The 21,197-nt window shown below is 27.0% G+C and carries 17 protein-coding genes and 1 pseudogene; 3 read left to right on the top strand and 15 right to left on the bottom strand.

Annotated features, from left to right (window positions below; all coding sequences use genetic code 11):
• Positions 1-449 precede the first annotated feature (449 nt).
• The 13 genes from F1564_RS09465 to F1564_RS09405 form a co-directional block, all read right to left on the bottom strand.
• Positions 450-1,748, bottom strand: a complete 1,299-nt coding sequence (locus F1564_RS09465; RefSeq protein WP_018451079.1) for an ABC transporter ATP-binding protein — start codon at positions 1,746-1,748, stop codon at positions 450-452.
• A 14-nt stretch (positions 1,749-1,762) separates the two neighbouring features.
• On the bottom strand, positions 1,763-2,542 hold the full coding sequence (locus tag F1564_RS09460) for an ABC transporter permease (protein WP_018451078.1): 780 nt from the start codon (positions 2,540-2,542) through the stop codon (positions 1,763-1,765).
• 33 nt (positions 2,543-2,575) lie between these two features.
• Positions 2,576-3,514 (bottom strand): GDP-mannose 4,6-dehydratase, encoded by a 939-nt coding sequence (locus F1564_RS09455; RefSeq protein ID WP_018451077.1) that lies wholly within the window; start codon positions 3,512-3,514, stop codon positions 2,576-2,578.
• Between the two features lie 15 nt (positions 3,515-3,529).
• On the bottom strand, positions 3,530-4,471 hold the full coding sequence (locus F1564_RS09450; protein WP_018451076.1) for a GDP-mannose 4,6-dehydratase: 942 nt from the start codon (positions 4,469-4,471) through the stop codon (positions 3,530-3,532).
• On the bottom strand, positions 4,458-5,405 hold the full coding sequence (gene fcl / locus F1564_RS09445; protein WP_018451075.1) for a GDP-L-fucose synthase: 948 nt from the start codon (positions 5,403-5,405) through the stop codon (positions 4,458-4,460). The genes F1564_RS09450 and fcl overlap by 14 nt, the downstream gene beginning before the upstream one ends.
• Positions 5,402-6,571 (bottom strand): hypothetical protein, encoded by a 1,170-nt coding sequence (locus tag F1564_RS09440; protein WP_018451074.1) that lies wholly within the window; start codon positions 6,569-6,571, stop codon positions 5,402-5,404. Before F1564_RS09440 ends, fcl begins: the two co-directional genes overlap by 4 nt.
• A gap of 3 nt (positions 6,572-6,574) precedes the next feature.
• Complete coding sequence (locus tag F1564_RS09435; RefSeq protein ID WP_018451073.1) at positions 6,575-7,672, bottom strand: glycosyltransferase family 4 protein; 1,098 nt, start codon at positions 7,670-7,672, stop codon at positions 6,575-6,577.
• Positions 7,669-9,165, bottom strand: coding sequence for a glycosyltransferase family 2 protein (locus F1564_RS09430; RefSeq protein WP_018451072.1), 1,497 nt, complete (start codon positions 9,163-9,165; stop codon positions 7,669-7,671). Before F1564_RS09430 ends, F1564_RS09435 begins: the two co-directional genes overlap by 4 nt.
• Positions 9,166-9,168: 3 nt before the next feature.
• Positions 9,169-10,194: a GDP-mannose 4,6-dehydratase gene (gmd, locus tag F1564_RS09425; RefSeq protein ID WP_018451071.1), complete on the bottom strand. Its 1,026-nt coding sequence runs from the start codon at positions 10,192-10,194 to the stop codon at positions 9,169-9,171.
• Between the two features lie 23 nt (positions 10,195-10,217).
• On the bottom strand, positions 10,218-11,294 hold the full coding sequence (locus F1564_RS09420; protein WP_018451070.1) for a mannose-1-phosphate guanylyltransferase: 1,077 nt from the start codon (positions 11,292-11,294) through the stop codon (positions 10,218-10,220).
• An 81-nt stretch (positions 11,295-11,375) separates the two neighbouring features.
• A complete protein-coding gene (rfbA, locus tag F1564_RS09415) occupies positions 11,376-12,278 on the bottom strand; it encodes a glucose-1-phosphate thymidylyltransferase RfbA (protein ID WP_018451069.1) in 903 nt (300 codons plus the stop codon).
• A 21-nt stretch (positions 12,279-12,299) separates the two neighbouring features.
• Positions 12,300-13,595 (bottom strand): exopolysaccharide biosynthesis polyprenyl glycosylphosphotransferase, encoded by a 1,296-nt coding sequence (locus tag F1564_RS09410; RefSeq protein WP_018451068.1) that lies wholly within the window; start codon positions 13,593-13,595, stop codon positions 12,300-12,302.
• Between the two features lie 335 nt (positions 13,596-13,930).
• Positions 13,931-14,890: a tyrosine-type recombinase/integrase gene (locus F1564_RS09405; protein ID WP_018451067.1), complete on the bottom strand. Its 960-nt coding sequence runs from the start codon at positions 14,888-14,890 to the stop codon at positions 13,931-13,933.
• 548 nt (positions 14,891-15,438) lie between these two features.
• Here F1564_RS09405 and F1564_RS10410 point away from each other — a divergent pair.
• The 3 genes and pseudogenes from F1564_RS10410 (at position 15,439) to rfbD (ending at position 17,389) form a co-directional block, all read left to right on the top strand.
• Entirely contained in the window at positions 15,439-15,798 is a 360-nt protein-coding gene (locus tag F1564_RS10410; RefSeq protein WP_018451065.1) for a GDP-mannose 4,6-dehydratase, read from the top strand.
• 215 nt (positions 15,799-16,013) lie between these two features.
• Positions 16,014-16,467: pseudogene (locus tag F1564_RS10405) on the top strand (sugar phosphate nucleotidyltransferase); the annotation flags it as partial.
• Positions 16,468-16,531: 64 nt separating this feature from the next.
• Positions 16,532-17,389: a dTDP-4-dehydrorhamnose reductase gene (gene rfbD, locus F1564_RS09395; protein ID WP_018451063.1), complete on the top strand. Its 858-nt coding sequence runs from the start codon at positions 16,532-16,534 to the stop codon at positions 17,387-17,389.
• Between the two features lie 135 nt (positions 17,390-17,524).
• On the opposite strand, the gene F1564_RS09390 is transcribed toward rfbD, so the two are convergent.
• Positions 17,525-18,229, bottom strand: coding sequence for a biotin--[acetyl-CoA-carboxylase] ligase (locus tag F1564_RS09390; protein ID WP_018451062.1), 705 nt, complete (start codon positions 18,227-18,229; stop codon positions 17,525-17,527).
• A 51-nt stretch (positions 18,230-18,280) separates the two neighbouring features.
• Positions 18,281-20,785, bottom strand: coding sequence for a DegV family protein (locus tag F1564_RS09385; RefSeq protein ID WP_018451061.1), 2,505 nt, complete (start codon positions 20,783-20,785; stop codon positions 18,281-18,283).
• Positions 20,786-21,197 lie beyond the last annotated feature (412 nt).

Raw genomic sequence — 21,197 nt, 5'->3', positions numbered from 1 at the left:
TAAATTCTCCACCAAAGGACAATAGTAATACAATTGAAGGCAAAATTACATCATTTTTATATTTATATGCTTTTAGCATATATATATATGACCATATTATTAATGCTAATGTAATTGTGAGAGAAATAGAATAAGATAAAATATATCTTTTCGTTAATCCATAAATTAAGGAATATATTATTGCTGGTCGAAAAAACATAAGCTCAGTTGCTGGAATCCAAGTATTTGGAAACAAAGATTTTGTTTTCCAAACTTCTTTTCCATAATTTATTTCTGCCCAAATGTCTGGATCTTCTACAAATTTTAATTTTTTAAAATTTAAATATGTTATTAGTAATACAATAGTAGTTATCATTAAATAAGAAATAATTTTTTTTATTTTCTCAGTTTTATTATACAATTTTATATCCTTTCTAAAAAATAAAATTTAATTTTTACAAATATAAATTCTACTTAATTTTTTTATCATCTACAATAAACTTATGTTCTAACCTAACTAATCCAATATCATGTATATTACTATACATCTTAAACTCAGTTATATTTTTATAATAATCATAAGTTGCTTTTTCTTCTAAATCTGCAATTGCTATTCCTATACTATAATCACCTGGTAATAAATTTAAATTATCTAGTTCAATTTCTATAGTACCTTTTTTATTTAACTTTAAATTTTTCTTTCCTTCTCTTGAAGTATTAGTACCATAAATATATGTACCATTTATAGAAGCTATTTCAAATCCAACATTTACTTGCAAATCATCTGGATCTACCTGACACAAATACTTTACTTGCAGTTTTATTTTTTGTCCTGTATTAAAAGAACGTCTATCAATATGTTTTTCATCCAATAATTTACAATCTGTAAATATTACATCCCCATTACCAAAATGATCTCCTAAATGTGTTATTTTAATTTTATTATTTTCATCTTGAATATCGTCTTTTAAGTCATTTTGTTTATTGATATTTTTCCCAACTTCTATTTTTTTTCTTTCTTCTTGTTCTTCTGCCATAAATTTCAAATATCTATTTTCTATTTTTTTAGGACTTCCATCAGCTATTATTTTCCCATGTTCCAACCAAATAGCATAATCACAAAGTCTATCTATCGTGGACATATCATGTGTTACCAAAATAATTGTCGTTCCATTATTTTTCATTTCATATATTTTATTAGCACATTTTGCTTGAAAATTTATATCTCCAACACCTAAAATCTCATCAACTAATAATATGTCAGCATCAATGTGAATTGCTACAGAAAAAGCTAATCTAGCATACATTCCTGAAGAGTATGTTCTAAGAGTATTATCAATAAATTCTTCCAATTCAGAGAAAGCAATTATTTCAGGAATTCTTTTATCTATTTCTTCTTTCGTAAATCCAAATATTGTCGCATTATTATAAATATTTTCTCTTCCTGATAATTCTGGATGAAATCCAGCTCCTAACTCTATTAAACTTGCAATTTTTCCATTAATTGATATTTTTCCCTTATCTGGAAACATGGTTCTATTTATTATCTTTAATAGTGTACTTTTCCCACTTCCGTTTTTCCCTATTAAACCTACTGTACTTCCTTTTTTTACTTTAAAAGAGACATCATTAAGAGCATAAAATTCTTTGTAAGTATTTTTTTTAACTCTTTTCACAATTTTCTCTTTTAAAGACATAGGTCTATCAGCATACAATTTAAACTTTTTGCTCACATTTTCAACATTAATAACTATATTATCATCTTTCATAATACACTCCTAAATTATAATATTTCTGCAAATTTCTTTTGTAATTTTTGAAATATGACATATCCTACACCACATATACAAATAGATATAAATATTAAATAACATAATAATCTTAATCTTGGCATTGTTCCATAATAAGTTACATCTCTATATAAAATAGAGTATCCAGCCATAGGATTTAAAAATAAAAGTATTCTTTGATATTTTAATGGTAAAATATTTATATTATACATAATTGGGGTCATAAAATACAAGGCCATTAAACCAACATTTATTAAATACTCTAAATCCCTAAAAAAAACATTTATACTTGAAACTATCAAAGAAAAACCTAAATTTAAAACGGTTTGAAATATCAATATTATTGGTAACCATAGTAAGTTTATAGTTAAAGGTATATTGAATATGACTAGCATTGGAAAAACTATCATATAGCTAAAAATAGTATTAAACAAACCACTTAATGTATGAGTGATTGGTAAAATTTCTCTAGGAAAGTAAACTTTTGTTACTAAATTACTATTTCCTATTATTACTCCACATGCACCTTGAATCGAATTTGTAAAAAAACCCCATGGAATCAAAGTTACAAATAAAAACATAGCATAATTTTTTTCACTTATTTTTAAAATAAATGGAAACATCAACGAATAAACCACTAATTGCATAAGCGGATTAACAAATGTCCATAAAAAACCTAAAAAAGAACCTTTATATCTTGTTTTAAGTTCTCTTATAGTAAAACTTTTTATCATTTCTTTAAACTTTAAAATTTCTTTTATTCTTTTAAACATATTCTTCTCCAATAAATAGTTTGAACTTTTTTCTTAAATTTTACTTTTCCAATATTCAAAAATCCATTTTATAGTTTCATCTATACTAATTTTAGGACTCCAACCAGTTCGTTCTATAATTTTAGTTATATCTCCTTGAATTATAGGAATGTCATTTAATCTAATTTTTTTACTGTCAATAACTATATCAAAATCTATCTTAGATATTGATTTTACTTTTTCTATTAATTCACGTATTGTAAAGCTTTTTCCACTTGCAATATTATATATTTCAGAAGGTTTTCCAAACTCTAATAAACTATATATTGCTTTAACGGTATCTCTAACATCAATAAAATCTCTTGCACTATTTATGTTTCCAACATTTATAATAGGATTTTGCAAACCTTTTTTTATTTTAATAACCTGTTTACAAATGCTAGATAAGACAAAATTTTCTGTCTGTCTTGCTCCAACATCATTAAATAATCTTCCAATAATTATATTGAGTCCATATGCTTTTGCATAAACTTGTGCTATCATATTTTGACAACTTTTAGATACAGCATACACATTCAATGGCTCTAAACTTGTATTTTCTGAAATTGGTATATTATCAAATCCTTTAAAACTATATTCTTCTCCTGAACCAGTAAAAAATATTGATATTTTTTTATCTATAGTTCTAATAGATTCTAGTAGACTTATTATTCCTTTTATTTGAAAATCTATTGCTTCTTTAGGATGCTCCCATACATATGAAACTGAATCTATTATATCTAAACAATAAATTTTATCTGGAGAAATTTCCATTAATCTTTTTTTTATTGAATTTTTATCATTTATATCTAAAAATTCAAATTCATAATTTTTGAAAGAGTTTGAATTTTTAGAAAATGACACACCATAAACTTCTTCTTTTTTTTTATTTTTTATATAGTCCATTAAATAATATCCTAAAAAACTATTTGAACCTATTATTAATGATTTCATATTCTCACCTATTTTTTATATATTTTTTCTCCAATATGTTAAAATATCTTTAATACTTTCCTCTAATGATATTTCAGGCTTCCAGCCAGTCGCTGTATAAATTTTGTTTATACTAGGTTCTATAATAGGTACATCTAGAGGTCTTAGTTTATTTTTATCTATTTCAACATTAATTTCTTTATTACTATTTTTCAATATAATATTTAAAACTTCAGATATTTTAATAGATTGTCCTCTACCAACATTATAAGTTTCCCCACTTTTCCCAAATTGAATTAATTTAGTATATGCTCGTACTACATCTCTAACATCTAAAAAATCTCTTTTAGCATTTAAATTTCCAACTTTTAATATAGGACTTCTTACTCCTTTTTCAATTTCTGCTACTTGTTTACAAAAATCAGATATAACAAATGTAGAACTTTGATTAGGACCTATGTGATTAAATGAACGAACCATAATTACCTTCATATCATAAGCTTTACAGTACACTTTTGAAATCATATTCTGGCAAGCTTTTGTTACAGCATATATATTTCCTGGTTTTAATGGAGTTTCTTCTACAATAGGAACTTTTTCTATATAACCATATTCTTCTCCAGAGCCAATCATTAGAATTTTAGGATTATAATTAATATTTTTTACAGCTTCTAATATATTTAAACTGCCATTTATATTAATATCTGCTGTAAGTTCTGGCTTTTTCCATGCTAAAGATACAGAGCTTTGAGCTGCTAAATGAAAAATATATTCAGGTTTATTTTCATTTATAAGTGAAAATACTGAATTATAATCTAATATATCTAATTTCTTTAGGATTATATTATTTTGATATATCATTTCTCTTTCTAAATTAGTGGCAATTATATCACATAAAAGAGAATTTTTTATTTCTTCTATTAAATAACTGCCAACAAATCCTGTTGCTCCAATTACTAAAGCTTTAATGTTTATCACCTCTTAAATTTTTTTCTTTACAAAAGTAATCATATGTTATTTTTATTCCTTCTTCTAGTTCCGTTTTATATCTCCAACCTAATGAATTAAGTTTACTAACATCTAGTAGCTTTCTCGGTGTTCCATCAGGTTTTGAAGTGTCGAATTCTATCGTTCCTTTAAATCCTACAATTTTTGAAACCAACATTGCTAATTCTTTTATCGAAATATCTTTTCCTGTTCCTAAATTAACTGTCTCATTTCCTTCATAGTTATTCATTAAAAAAACACATGCTTCTGCTAAATCATCTACAAACATAAATTCTCTTTTAGGAGTTCCTGTTCCCCATACAATTACTTTTTTACTATTTGTCAATTTTGCTTCATGGAATTTTCTAATAAGAGCAGGTAATACATGACTATTTTCAGGATGATAATTATCATTTAATCCATATAAATTTGTCGGCATCGCACTTATATAATTTGTTTTATATTGTTTATTTAAATATTCACAATATTTTAAACCAGCTATTTTTGCTAACGCATATGCTTCATTTGTTTGCTCCAAAGAACTTGTCAAAAGTGAATCCTCTTTAATCGGTTGAGGAGCTAGTCTTGGATATATGCATGAACTTCCTAAAAACAATAATTTTTTTACATTATTCTTAAATGAACTATTGATAGTATTCATTTCAATCATCATGTTATCATACATAAAATCAGCAGGATAAGTGTTGTTGGCTACAATACCTCCCACTTTTGCTGAAGCTAAGAAAACATATTCAGGCTTTTCTTTTTCAAAAAAATTAGCAGTATCTTTCTGATTTCTTAAATCTAATTCTTTTGAAGTTTTATATATAAGATTTGTATATCCTTTTTCCTTTAATGCTCTAACAATAGCACTTCCCACCATACCAGTATGTCCTGCTACATATATTTTTGAATCTTTTTTCATTTTACCTCCTTAGAAATTACGGCTACTCCCAATTCTCGAGTATCAGTTGACATTGGTGACCATAGCCTGTCTGTTGTTATTATTATTTTTAACCATATATTTTTTTTATTAGATAAAGGTAATTCAATATCATTAAATCCTGCATTTAAATTATATTCAAATATCTTATCTTCTATATTAAAAATTATTTTGGTATTATCAAGATGCACCAAAAGACTTAATTTATAAACATTTTCTTTGTAATTACGTAAAAGAAAAGTACTTTTTAAAGAATTCATCCATGAGAAACTTCTACCATCATCTAAAGTTTCCAAATAACTAAAACCATCTAAATATTGGATGTCACGATCATTTTGATACCAAAATTCTTCAGAATCCCTATCTCCTATATATGCAAAAGAAGGATGTCCTACTGGTTTACAAACTAAGTTATGTCTTGCAGGATTATAGAAATCCTCTATTTTATTCGATTTATGAAATCTAAATTTACATAAATCATTCCTAACAAAAAATGCATTTACTCCAGAGACACTAGTTCCTACTAATGTGTATCCTTTTTTTTTGGCAATTTTATTTATATAATTTAATGATGATCCCGTATAATCTGTTCCATCCCAAATAAATTCTGGATTATAAGGTTGAACCCAATCACTCGAAGGTGGAATTTTACCATTATATTCTATGCAAACAACTCTAGGATTTATAACATTAATATTATCCCATACGTAAATGTCATTTCCATCTATATCTATTGAAAGTAAATCTATTTCTCCTGTTACTCCACTTTCTATAAAGATATCGTTTATATTATCTTTATTTATAAATTTATTTAATACTTTTAATTTTCCTTTTGCTATGATGGGTTTAAATTTCTTTTTTATTGTTTCAAAATTTTTACTAGATCCTTCTATCCATAAACCATTCCATCCTTTTAAAAGTAAATAATGTGTATTGTTTTCTAATCCATAATCTACACCAAATTCAATAAATTTTTTATTTGTTGTTCCTATTCTATTAAAAATTTCTTCAATTATTCCATCTTCGTCACTTTGAGAATAAACTTTAAATCCATATCTTTCTAAATATTTTTTTGACTTCAATCTTTTTTCTAATTTTATATCCCATTTCACAGAAGTAATGGAATACTTTCCAGTTTCAAAATTCATATCTCACTCACTCTTTCTTTTAATTTTTTTATATACTTTTTTTAGAAAAATTACCATTTTAGGACTTAATTTTATCTTGTTATATAAATAAAAAGAGCCATTCATTCGTTTAGTAATTGATATTATATTCCATATTTTATAAATGTTTTTAGGTTCTTCAAAAAGTGTAAGAATTATTTCATTTTTTTTTAAAACCCAATCAAGAATCTGAAATTTATCCTTTTCCCAATTTTCGTATCCTTCTTTTATATAATTATAAGTATTTTTTTGAATTTCTAATATATCTGTATCTATAAAAATTTTGGGATTTTCATATTCATACAAAAATCCTGTAACACCATTTATAATATACTCATTCATCGTAGGATTATTTACGGCAACAACACACCTTCCCATTGCCATAGCTTCTAAAAAGCTCATTCCAATTCCTTCTGCAAATCTAGGAGCAATATAAATTGAAGAAGATTCAATAATTTTTTGCATTTCCTTTCTTGTATCAAACCAAGTAGAATATGTTAGTGAAAATCTTTCTTGAATAGATTTATTTATTTCTACTTTTTTTTCATTTGGATCCATTGCCATATGTAAATGTATTTTTTTTGTATTAAGTGCCTCTATTATATTTTCTAAATAATTTACATTTATTAAATTTCTTCGATTCCAAAAAAATATACTATCTCTTTTCCCGTAATCATTAATTTCTATAGGTTTGGGAAAGTATTGAATATAATAAGTTGAGAATCCTAATCTTAAAAGTTTTTTGTGTAAAGTATATGAAAAATTTATTATATTAAATTCTTTATATTGTATCCAGAACTCTTCTGAAGCTTCTCCAGTTCCATCATACATTGGGAAATAAGAGCCTATTTTAAATTTAAATTTTTCTTTTAATAATTTAACAGATATTGGCATTTGAAATAGAATCAAAGCATCATATTCTTCTATATTTGTATCTTTATCACCATTAAATTTTTGTTGTTCCATATCAAAAGTAAATACATCAACATCAAATTTAGTTTTAAAAATTTCAATTAGAAACTGTGTTGATTGAGTTTTGTTATGATATTCATGTCCTATATATGCAAGTTTTTGTTTTTTCATAATAAAGTCCTTATTTTTAGAATATTTTTTAGTTTTTGAAAAACTATTTTTCCGATTCTTTTAATAGATTGTTTTAAACTCAATTCATTATTATAATTCATCATTAATCTCAACATCATTTCATCTGTATCAAAAACTTTTGATAATTTTCTTAATATGTAAAGTTGATGTCTCACAGGGTAAAATTGAATAAATCTCATAGCCCAAATTTCTTCACATTCTTTTTTTGTTAATCCAATATTTCTTCCTATATTCACGTAAAATGATTCAGAATGATCCAATTTAGATTGATTAGATTGTTCACTAGATAAACCACCTAAACGATATGTAATATATGGATTTCTTAATACACTATATTTATATTTTTGTACATACAACTTTATCATTATGTCTGAATCTGCAGAAACTTTATATTTTAAATCAAAACCACCTAAATTTTCCATAATCTTCGATTTTACAAATAATGTTTGATGACAATAGTTCATTGCATAAGGAAGATTATTTATATCTGCAATCCACGTAGTTTCTTTTTTTTCTTCAGTTAATGCCTTAGCATCACCAAACAAATAATCTAATTTATTTTTTTCCATTAACATGACAGCTTCTTCTACAGCATTAGTTCTACAATAAAAATCATCTGAGTTCAGATATACTATATATTTACCTTTAGATCGTTTAAGTCCTTTATTCATTGCATCATATATTCCAGAATCTTTTTCGGAAAATATTTTTAATTTATTTTCTTTGTCATATTTTTTTATTAATTCTAAAGTTCCATCAGTTGAGTTTCCGTCAATTATAATATGTTCAATATTTTTATATGTTTGATTTTTAACAGAGTCTAAACATTCTATGATAGTTTTATCTCTATTATTTTTTATCAAATTAAAAGTTATTGTGACTATTGAAACTAAAGGGTTGTTATTCTTTTGATTCATTATTTCCAACATTTTTTCTACAATTAATTCAGAAAACTTCTTTGTACAGACACTTTTTCGAAAGTTTAATTCATTTTTTTCAGTATAGTTAGTACTAAATTTATATAAATCAAAAATAATTTGTTTTTTTAAATCGAGTTCTAAAACAGAATTATATTTACTATTTCCATAATCATATGCACTAATATAGTAGTCATACATTCGGAAAAATCTTGTATTTTCTCTAATAGTTGTAAATCCTTCTCCTTGAAATTCTATTCGATGAATTAAATCAAGTAGTAGAGCAATACTTGTTATATTGCTATGATTTGCTATACAGTCTGGTTTGTCATTTACTGCAGAAATAAAGAAATCATACTTTTTTAAATCATCATTAAAAATTTTAATATCAAAATCGAAAAATTCATTATCATTTAGTAATTTACTTTTTATTTGTTCATCACGACATAACAAACTTAATTCACAATTATCATTACTTTTTAGATTGTACACTAATGTTTTCATTAAGTTATAATTTTTATTATTTAACTCATATGAATCTATCAATATTTTCATATATTATTTAATCTCCATATATTTTTTTACTAATTTTAAATCATTTTTAACCATTCTTTCTACTAATTCTTCAAACGATATTTTTCTTTCCCATCCCAAAGTTCTTTCAGCTTTTGCAGGATTTCCAATTAAAAGATCAACTTCAGCAGGTCTGAAAAAAGTAGGGTTAACTCTAACAACCGTTTTTCCAGTTTTAGAATCTTTTCCAATTTCCTTCTCATCTTCCCCTTCCCAAACAATATCAATATCTACATGTTTAAACGCAGTTTCTACAAATTCTCTAACTGTCCTAGTTTCATTTGTTGCAATTACATAGTCATCAGCTTTATCTTGCTGTAACATTAGCCACATTGCTCTCACATAATCTTTTGCATGTCCCCAGTCTCTTTTTGCATCTAAGTTTCCTAATTCTAAAACATCTTGTACACCTAATTTTATTCTGGCAACTGCATCTGTTATTTTTCTAGTAACAAATTCTTTTCCTCTTCTTTCAGATTCATGATTAAACAATATTCCTGAACATGCGTACATGTCATAGCTCTCTCTGTAATTTTTAGTTATCCAGTGTCCATATAATTTTGCTACCCCATAAGGACTTCTTGGATAAAATGGTGTTTCCTCAGTTTGAGGAATTGCTTGAACCAATCCAAACATTTCACTTGTAGAGGCTTGATAAAATCTTGCTTCTGGTTTTACAGTTCTAATAGCTTCTAACATATTCAATGCACCAATTCCGTCAATATCAGCTGTTGCAACTGGTTGTTCCCAAGAAGTTCCAACAAATGATTGTGCTGCTAAGTTATATACCTCATCAGCTTGAGAAATCTTCATTGCATTTATTAGAGAGACTAAATCTGTCATATCTGCATATATAAATTTAATTTCATCTTTTCTATGCTCAATATTTCCAAAAGTAGTTACACTTTTTCTTCTCATAAGTCCATAGACTTCATATCCTTTCTCTAATAACAATTCTGCCAGATATGAACCATCCTGACCGTTTATTCCGGTAATTAAAGCTTTTTTCATACGTTATCTCCTATCTTTTTATTTTACAAATATTCATTTCTATTACAAATTCTCAAATTACTAATAATTTCCTTAACTTCTTGAGTATTGTTCTTATGACAAATTAGTGTTACATCATCAGTATCTACAACCACTATATCTTCTAATCCAATAGTTGCGATAAGTTTATCACTTCCTTGAATTATTGTATTTTTTGTTTTTATACTTATTACATTTCCTGTTATTACATTTCCATCTTGATTTGTTTTATTAATCCTTTCAAGAGACAGCCAGCTTCCTACATCATCCCATCCAAAATTTCCTGGAATGACGTAAATATTCTTAGCTTTTTCCATTATTCCATAATCTATGGATTCTGATGGAAGATTTAAAAATTCTTTTTTTAATACTTCTTCATATTTTCCTGTATTTATTGATTTTCCAATTTTTTGCAGTCCTTCATAAATTTCAGGTAAATATTCTTTAAAGTTTTTTAAAATAGTTGATGCTTTCCACACAAACATTCCGCTATTCCATAAATATTGTCCGCTTGTTAAGTATTCTTTTGCTTTTTCTAAATTTGGTTTTTCTACAAAACGTAAAACTTCATAAATATTTGTACTGTCTTTAAAACTTTCACCTTTAGTAAAGTTAATATACCCATATCCAGTTTCAGGATAATTAGGAGTAATTCCTATTGTTGCTAGATTATCACCCTTTTCCACAACATCTAAAGCTGTTTTTAATGTGTCAATAAAGATTTCATTGAATTTAATCAGATGATCTGAAGGTAAGATTATCATTTTTGAGTTTATATCTTTTTTTGCAATGTGAATTGCGGCAAGTCCAATACAAGGCGCTGTATTTTTTGCGGCAGGTTCAATGATAATGTTTTCCTCAGGTATGTCTGGGACATGTTTTAGAACTAGATTTTTATACATTTCATTTGTAACTACATAGATATTTTCAATATTTACAAGACTTTTTACCCTTTCAACAGTATGCTGAATCATAGATTTTCCATCATCTGTTAAAGATAAAAATTGCTTTGGTAAATTTATTCTACTTTTTGGCCAAAATCTTTCTCCTTTTCCTCCAGCCATTATTACTACAGAAGTCAATATTACTCCTCCTTTTTTTATTTTAATTTATTTATTAAATAGTTTATAATTTTAGAATTATAGTAAATTTGCTATTTATCTTTAGATAGGTAATAGCATCAAACTTTCCAAATATTTTTTATAATCACAATTTTTCAATTTATCTATTATTTCAGTAAGTTCTTTTTTTGTTATCCATCCTTTTGTATAGGCAATTTCCTCAAGACAAGCAATATAGAAGCCCTGTCTATTTTGTATAGCTTCTACAAAATTTGCTGCTTCCATCAGACCTTTTGGAGTTCCTGTGTCAAACCAGTTCATCCCTCGCCCAAGAGTTTTTACTTTTAATCTATTGCAAGACAAATAGAGTTCATTAATAGATGTTATTTCCAGCTCATTTCGTTCTGATGGTTTTAATATTTCAGCTTTTTTAATAACTGTATTATCATAAAAATACAGCCCCGGCACTGCGAAATTTGATTTAGGCTTTGCTGGTTTTTCTGCTAGTGAAATTACCTTATTATTTTCATCAAACTCAACAATACCATAATCTTCAGGGTTTTTTACTGGATATCCAAATATCATTGCACCGCCATCATTTGATTTTTTTAATTTAAAATTTTGAAAATAATCAACAGAATCTTCAAGAACTTTTGAAAACCCATTTCCATAAAATATATTATCTCCCAAAATTAAAGCTACATTGTCATTGCCAATAAATTTTTTTCCAATTAAGAAACATTCAGCAATTCCATTTGGCTTTTCCTGAATTTTATATTTAATATTAATTCCCAGCTGTTTTCCGTTTCCAAGAAGTCTTTCAAATAGTAAAATATCTCTTGGAGTAGAGATTATTAAAATATTTTTTATATTTGCCAGCATAAGAACAGACAAAGGATAATAAATCATTGGCTTATCATAAACAGGTAATATTTGCTTGGAAATAGATTTTGTTAGGGGATAAAGTCTTGTTCCACTTCCACCAGCTAAAATAATTCCTTTCATGAGAGACCTCCTAAAATTAGTTTATTTTCCCTTTCCAAGTAAAACAGCCTTAGCAGTTTTCATAACAATAAGCACATCAAGTATAAAATCCTGATGTTTTAAGTAATATAAATCATATTCCAACTTCTTTTTGGCATCTTCCAGATTTTCTCCATAAGGGAACATTACCTGTGCCCAGCCTGTTATTCCTGGTTTTATGAGATGCCTTAGATTGTAGTGGTTTATCTTTCGGGCATAGTCCTTTGCTAAGATATCCCATTCTGGACGTGGACCTATAAAACTCATCGTTCCCTTCAGGATATTCCAAAGCTGTGGCAACTCGTCAATTCTTGTCTTTCTCATAAACTTTCCAAACTTTGTGACCCTCGCATCGTTATCCAGCGTGTATCTGGAGTGCTTTTTGGGATCGTGCATCCTCATGCTTCTGAATTTATAGACTCTGAAGGGCTTCATATTTTCACCTATTCTAGTTTGTTTGAATATGACTGGTCCTTTAGATTCTATCTTAATGATTATTGCAGTAATTAATGCAAGTGGCGACAGAAACACCATTAAAGTGAGTGCAAGAATTATATCCATTCCACGCTTTATATTTTTTTGCATTTCATTACTTAAAATATCAAATCCATTTGACTGCAAGAGCCATTCTTCATTTATTTGATTTATATCTATTTTTTTTTGGATGTCTTCGTTAAATTCTTCATAATTTATTATTTTCAATCCGTTGATTTTTAAATCAAAAATCCTTTTTAAATATTTTTTGAAACTAGGACTTTTTATATCCTTCACAATAACCAATACATCAATTTCCTTTTTAGATATAATTTCTTCCATCTGACTGTAATTTCCAATTAAATATTTTGTTGCCCTGCTTTTATTATTTGAAATGTAACCAACATAATTATAATCAAGAGTATTGATAATGTCCTCTTGAACATTATTTTTTATATGATTAGAACCAAATATTAACACATTTTGCTTTTTCATATAAATAGAACATACTATTTTTCTGAAAATTATCTGGAATATAAAAATTATCAAATAGATATAAAAAATATTAAGTTGTTTCCAAAAGGCATATAACATAACTGAAAATATCATATCAATCCCCAGTGTTATAAACACATCTTTATATCTAAAACGTTCCGCATAGAAATCAAGCTGTCCGAATATAAATTTTACAAATATGAACAGGATAAATATAAAATTGGTCAGATACTTTGCTACATAATTATATTTATCTAGTAAAAGACTGTAAATAATATATAAAACAAGTATATAAAGTATACGTATCCGAATATCTTTATTTAATTTCATAGTCCATCCTCACTTAACAGCCGTTAATCTAAAATTACGGCAATAAACCGTAAATATCTCGGCATTATAGCAAATTTAACTTAAAACAGAAACAATAATATTTTGTTCCTGCATAAAATTTTTAATATTTTTTACTTATTTATCCAAAATAAAACTACTATATTCTACAAATAATTACAGTATGAGTATATCACATTTTATTCCCAAATTCAAGTAAACAACCCTTCAAAAAAATTTTTTGAATTGGTAATTAAAAATAACTTTATCATTGTTTAAAGCTGTACTCTACAAGTTTTTGTTTTATTTTTTATTTTAATATTTTCATAGATCAGTTTTTAAGATTCTTTTACCAAATTATTAAAAATTTTGTTCAGACATTCTTTTTTATGCTCTAAATCAGGATGGACATACAGATTTAAAGTTATTCCAACAGAAGCATGTCCTAAAATTTCGGATACAGTTTTGTAATCTATGCCATTTTCAATAGCTTGTGTTGCGAAAGTATGCCTTAGTGAATGAAATTTCAATTTTGAGATTTTTAAAATATTTAACATTTTTTTGAAAAATTTTCTGTAGGTTCTTGGCTCAATATACTTTTTCTTGCCAGAAATAACGTAAAAATTACTGTTAGATTTAAACTGCTGTAATAAAGGCATTAATTCAGCGGCAATGGGAATTGTACGTCTTGAACTTTCTGTTTTTGGTGATGAAATGATAATTTTGCTTTTTCTAGCAGTATTAATATATATCCTTTGAATCGTATGATTAACACTAATAACTTCAGTTCGTAAATTCACATCCTCCCACTTCAATGCACATATTTCCCCTATTCTAAGTCCAGTACATATACAAATAAGTATTCCCAAAGTTTGGTCACAAAGATTATTTTTTACATACTTGCAAATTTTTTTTCTTTCTTCAAAATTAAACACTTCAACTTTTCTAGTCTTTTCCTTCCTAGGGATTTTAAATTCAAATTCTGTCTTATCTATAATTTTATGCTTCATTGCAAATGTTAATACAGACTTTAACACAACTGTCATATCTTTTACAGTTTTTTTTGATAGTCCTCCCTTGCCATCTAATCTTCCAAAATTTAATTTATCCAAAACAAAAGACTGAAAATCCTTATTTGAGATTGTATTCATTCTTCTTCTTTTAAAATACGTTTTCAAATGATTTTCAATAATTGTCAAATAAAGAAAGTAAGTTGATTCCTTTATATAATTATGTTCATTTTTTAACCAAATATCCATACATTTTGATATGCTCATATTTTTATTCATTACTTTCATTTTGCCCTCCTAAATATAAAACTTAAACCATAGTAATACAACTTTAAGAATTAAGTTTAAAAAAAATTTAAACTCTAATAATAAATTATCAAAATTATATAAATTTGATGTTTGAGAATTATAGAGTAAATCTTTGAAACTAAAAATTATAATTATTAAGATGGAATTTTAAAGATACCTTCAAAAAAATAAATAAAATAAAAATAGTATTATTAACAATATCAATGTGGATTTTGTATTTTTTTTCATATTATATGTTTTCATTATTTTTAACAATAAAAGGGTATAATTTTAAAGGAGTAGGTATATTCATTCAAATGATGCTTTTGGGGCAAATCAGTTAGTAATAATGTCTAAAATATTAATGTTATGGAAATGTATGGTGATGAGAATTGAAAAAAATAAATTAATTTTATGTGATTTAGATGAAACTTTATTTGATACTTTAGAAGTGAATTATCAATCATATAAAAAGTATTAAAAAAAGTGGGTATAATTGAATAATTTGTGTTAATTTATCAAAAGGAAATAAAGAAGTAGCTGAGATATTGAATGTAAAATTTATAAAAGGTAATTTGAGAAATAGAGAAAAATTAAAAGAAGTATTTGAAACAGAAGATATTACGGCAGCAATTTTTGGAGAACCAGTTAAAGAAAAAATAGACGACAAACATCAGCAGTTACCAATTAATCCGTATGGTAAGAGTAAATTAATGGTAGAGAAAATACTTGAAGATTATGACACAGCTTATAGCTTAAAAAATGTTGTTTTAAGATATTTTAATGTAAGCGGGAGCGATAAGGAAGGAATAATTGGGGAAGGTCATGTTCCTAAAACTCATTTGATTCTATTAATTTTACAGACAGCTAACGTAAAAAAGAGAGAACATAAAAATATTTTGAGATAATTATCCAACGAAAAACGGTACTTGTATAAGAGATTTTGTTCATATTTATGATTTGGAAAGAGTACATATTTTGGATATGGAAAAAATGTTGGAAGAGAATAAAAGTCTAAATTATAATCTTGGAAATGAGAAGATAATCGCAAATATTAAAAAATATGGTATACTTAAAATAGGGAATATATTATATTTAGGAGAAAAAATTATGAAAGAAAAAAATAAGAAAGTCAGTGATACCTGCTGTAGATTAGGAACAAGAGTATTGCTAGCAACAAAGGCACAGCCTAAAGAAATGTTAGTAATAGCGGATAAACCGGCATTACAATATTTAGTTGAAGAATTAGTAGATTCAGGAATTGAAGAAATATTTATTATAATGGGAGGAAATAAAACTTCAATAGAAAATTATTTTGATTATTCTTTTGAGTTGGGAAAAACGCTTGAAGAAAAAGGGAAAAAAGATTTATTAAAAGTGATAAATGATATTTCAAAATTAGCAAATATTTATTATGTAAAGCAAAAAAACATACTAGGTTTAGGACATGCAATTGGCTGTGCTAAAACATTTGTAGGGGTGTCATAGTTTTGGGAGATGACATTGTTTATACTGACAAAACAAGAGGAGAATTACCTACAATAAAACAATTAATAGATAGATATTCTGAATTAAGAGATAAGATAAAAGAATATTAAAAAAATTAACTAAATGTGAAATATAGAAAATTAGAGGAATAATATGAAAATACTACTAACCGGTTCAAACGGCCAACTAGGCCACGACTTCAAAAAAATATTCAATAAAAAAAATATTGAATATATCGCAACAGACTACAAGGAATTAGACATCACAAACGATGAAGATTTAAAAGAATTTTTTCAAGAAAATGAAGGAATTACCCATATAATAAACTGTGCGGCATACAATGATGTAGATAAAGCTGAGACTGACAAAAAGGTTTGGTTGTTGAATGCTGAAGCACCAAAGAAATTGGCTGAGGTTTCTAAAGAGATTGGGGCAGTTTTTGTTACTTATTCAACAGATTTTGTATTTGATGGGAAGAAAAATTCTCCTTATGTGGAGGATGACAGGACAAATGGAATCTCAGAGTATGGAAAATCGAAGGCTCAAGGAGAAAAAGGTGTTTTGGAAACATATGATAAGTCTTTTGTGATACGTACTTCGTGGGTATTTGGAATAGCAAATAATAATTTTAACAAGCAAGTTATTAATTGGAGTAAATCTAGAGATGAATTAAATATTGTAGATGACCAAGTATCGGTTCCAACTTATTCGGCAGATTTAGCTGAGTTTTCTTGGAAACTAATCCAAACTGAAAAATTTGGATTGTATCACATCACAAATGACGGAATTGCAAGTAAATATGATCAGGCAAAGTATGTTTTGGAAAAAATTGGCTGGAAAGGAACATTAGGAAAAGCTAAAACAGATGACTTTAATCTTCCTGCAAAACGACCAGCTTATTCAAAATTGAATTCTAGCAAGGTAGAAAATTTGCTGGGAGAAAAGATTCCTGCATGGCAATCTGGAGTTGATAGATTTCTTGAGGAAATGAAGAAAAATGGCGAGTTGTAAAAAATAAGGAATATCCTTTGTAATTAAGAGGATACTCCTTTTTATTTTTTTATAGTAAAACTTGTTCAAAATCGGACTAAAACCTTAAGTTTATATAATTTTAATAGTCTAATTTTAAACGTGTTTGAATATATTTTATAAAACTTTAAATTCTAACGAAGAAAATTTTATTTCATCACTATCACCTTTAGCGATTAGAGAAATTTTGCCTCTTCTGTCTACACGCAAAAATTTGTATTCTTTTCCAGAAAATTTCCCATTTTGCTGAATTATTATCTTTTTATCTTTTAAATAACTATTCTCATTTATAATTTGTAATATATCTTCCCATTCTCGGTTTAAGCTATAGAGTTCATTTTGAAAAGTTTCTACAATTTCTTCTATTATATTTTGTACTGAATGATTTTTTCCTGTGATTTCCACAAGTGCAATAGCTTTTTCACGGAATATTCCGAAATCGGTGTTATTTATATTTATTCCAATTCCGATTATTATATAATCTCTTACTTTTTCACAAAGTATTCCACATATTTTCTTATTTTCATAATAAATGTCATTTGGCCATTTGAAAGTTAGTTTGTCTTTATTTTCTATATAATTTTTTAATACTTTATAAACAATATATCCTGTGAAAATTGTAATTTTTTCATCTAGTTCATAACGGTCTTCGATAGCAAAGGAAAAGAGAGCGGCGCCTTCGCTTGAAATCCATGTACTATCTCTTTTTCCTTTTCCATCTGTCTGATTTTTGGCTACGATTACTTCAAACTCTTCGATTCTTAATTGTCGTCGTAAATATGTATTTGTTGAATTTATTTCATCAAAAAATTTAAATTTCAAAGCTGTACCTCTTTCTGATTATTATGTTTAAAATTTAATTTTATACATTAATTAACTTAATCTTGGGAATATAAATACTCCATAAACTGGACCTGCGTGAGCTCCTATTACCGCTCCAATTTCTCTATTCAATATCAATGGGTTAATCTTTGGATTATTTTCCACTTCAGAATAAATTCTTACAACATTTTCAAGTTCAGTTGGAGTTCCCCCCCATCCGCTCATAAGTACAATACTTTGTTTTTTGCTTTCACGTTCAATATATTTTTCGATATATTTTTGTGCATTGCGTTCACCAAGAACTTTTTTCTCAACTGTAACTTCCCCTTGATTTACAGTTAAAATAGGTTTCATATTTAATGCTCCAGCTATTGTCGAACTTGCCTTTCCGATTCTTCCACCTTTTTCAAGGTATTTCAAGTCTGGAATAATCATAAGAAGTTTACCTTTAGTTCTAAAGTTATTTATCCAGTTAATAATTTCTGTAAAACTTTCACCTCTTACTGATTTTCCTGCTGCTCCCAGCACAAGGAATCCTTGCAGTAATGAAGCGCCTAAACTGTCGATTAATTCTATGTCATTTTCTCTATTTGCAAGACTTCTTCCAACTTTTGCCGCTTGTATTGTTCCGCTTAATTTTGATGATGGATGGATTGAGATAATTTTTTTGTATCCTTTTTCAAATAACTTATTATAGGCGTTTAAAAAGTCTTGCGGTGATGGCTGAGATGTCTTGATTTTTGCATCGTTATTTAACATTTTATGCCAAAATTCTGATTTTGAAATTTCCACTCCATCCTTGTAAAGCTCTCCGTTTATATCAATTTTTAAAGGCACAACTTTTATTGGAAGCCCTTCAATGTCTTCATTTGTCAAATCTGATACAGAATCTGTCAAAATAGCAATTTCAGGCATATTTGGATCTTTATTTTCAATATATAAATAATAATAGTAATTTTCCTGATTTCCATTAATAATTGTAGTTTTTAATGCTGCTAACTTGTCTTCAATGCTTTTTTGTGAAGTTTCATCTTTTTCATTTCCGCTTACAATAACTGCAGTTATTGTGTTTTTAGTTATTAGGTCATCTAATATTGCATCTGCTGTTTCTTTTAATGATTTTTTTGCGTATTTTATTTTTCCATTTACAAGCCCAATAAAGTCATCTTTTTCGATTGATAAATCTTCAACTTTTGTATCTCTTACAGCTTTTGTAATTTCCACAGAATAATTTCTAGAAGCCGCCTCTTTAACTTCATCAATATCAGTATCTTTATTTTTTAGAAAATAATATCCGTCAAGCATTGTTTTTGTACTTAAAACTACTACTGTTTTTTTAGATTTTTCAGCTGCCATTTTTGCCGTTGTAATTACATTTTTATTATTTGGAAGAATGTAAACATTTTCCTTTTCAGTCTTTTCAATAGCATTCAAGATTTCCTGAACGCTTGGATTTTTACTTTGTCCTCCTAAAATTACGACATCTGCACCAAGTTTTAAAAATTCATCCTTTAAGTTCTCAGAATCTGCCAAAATTATAAATGCCGATTTTGTCTTATCAATTTTTTTATTTGCAAAAATTTTTGCTTCATCCTTTTCGCTGAAAATTTGTAAATTATCATGCTGCAGTTTCATATTTTCCACTTTCATTTTTTCCAGCGGCCCATATTCCAACGCAATCTCCATTGCTTTTCCAGGGTGATTTGTATGGATGTGGGTCTTAAATTTTTTAGAAGTTTGTGCAAACACTGCAGAATCTCCTAATTCTAATACACGTTTTTTATATTCATTTGTATCAAAGTTACCATTTAGAATGATAAATTCTGTACAATATTGGAAATGTATGCTTTCAGGATCGTGATCAATATTTGCAATTGTTTTATCAAATTCGTTTTCTTTAACTTGAGCCTTTTGTAATTCAGCTAGCAGGTTCAATTCAGTTGTAACCTTATAAAACCCTTCAAAAAAGAAAAATAAACCTTTTCCACCAGCATCAACCACTCCAGCTTCTTTCAATTTTGGAAGCATTTCAGGTGTTTCGTCCACAGCTGTTTTCCCAGCCTCTACGATTTCCTTTAAAAATGCTACTAAATCTTCAAATTTTTCAGCACATTCCGTAGCCTTTTCAGAAATTTTTCTAATAACTGTCAACATTGTTCCTTCAATAGGTTCACTTACAGCATTATATGCAGTTTCCTTTGCACTTACAAGAGCCTCAGCTACATCTTTTGGTAATAGCTTAACTTTTTCACCAATCCCTCTTAAAAACCCTGTAATTACTTGTGACAAAATTGTCCCAGAATTTCCACGAGCTCCCATTAATACAGCCTCTTCAACTACATCTATAAGTTGAGGCATTTTTATTTTTTCATCTGTCTTTTCTTCCAGATCATTTATCATCGAATTTAATGTCATTGACATATTGCTTCCAGTATCTCCATCAGGAACTGGATATACATTCAGTTCATTTAAAAGCTCCTCATGTTTTGTAACCCATTTTCCACCGCCAATAAACACTAATTTTAGCCTTTTGGCATCTAAATATTTTATTGCCATTATTTCCTCCTAAAAATAATTTTTAATATTTTCTAATTATTTTTTATTTATTAATAAATCCATTTTAAGCTTATTTCCTAAAGTATTCATCTTAAAGAATTTTATTTAAAATTAACAAAAGTTATTTTTATTGATATTATTTTTCTTTTTTTTAATATTTTTCTTTTTTCTAAACGTAAAGGGGATCAGTCGCCATCCCCTTTACAATCCCCGCTTGTCTAAGAATTTTTTTGAAATGGAATTGAAACTCGCTTTTTAATAAAAGTTCTTATAAACTTTTTAAACTAATTACAATTTAAAAAGTTTGAAAAAACTCAAGCAGTCAATTTTATTCCAAAAAAATCACGACATTCTAATTCAATTACAACAGATTATTTAATTAAAACAAATATCAGGCAAAATTTCTTTATTG

This window comes from Leptotrichia shahii (assembly GCF_008327825.1).
Classification (GTDB): domain Bacteria; phylum Fusobacteriota; class Fusobacteriia; order Fusobacteriales; family Leptotrichiaceae; genus Leptotrichia; species Leptotrichia shahii.
This window is presented reverse-complemented; position numbering and strand designations above follow the sequence as displayed.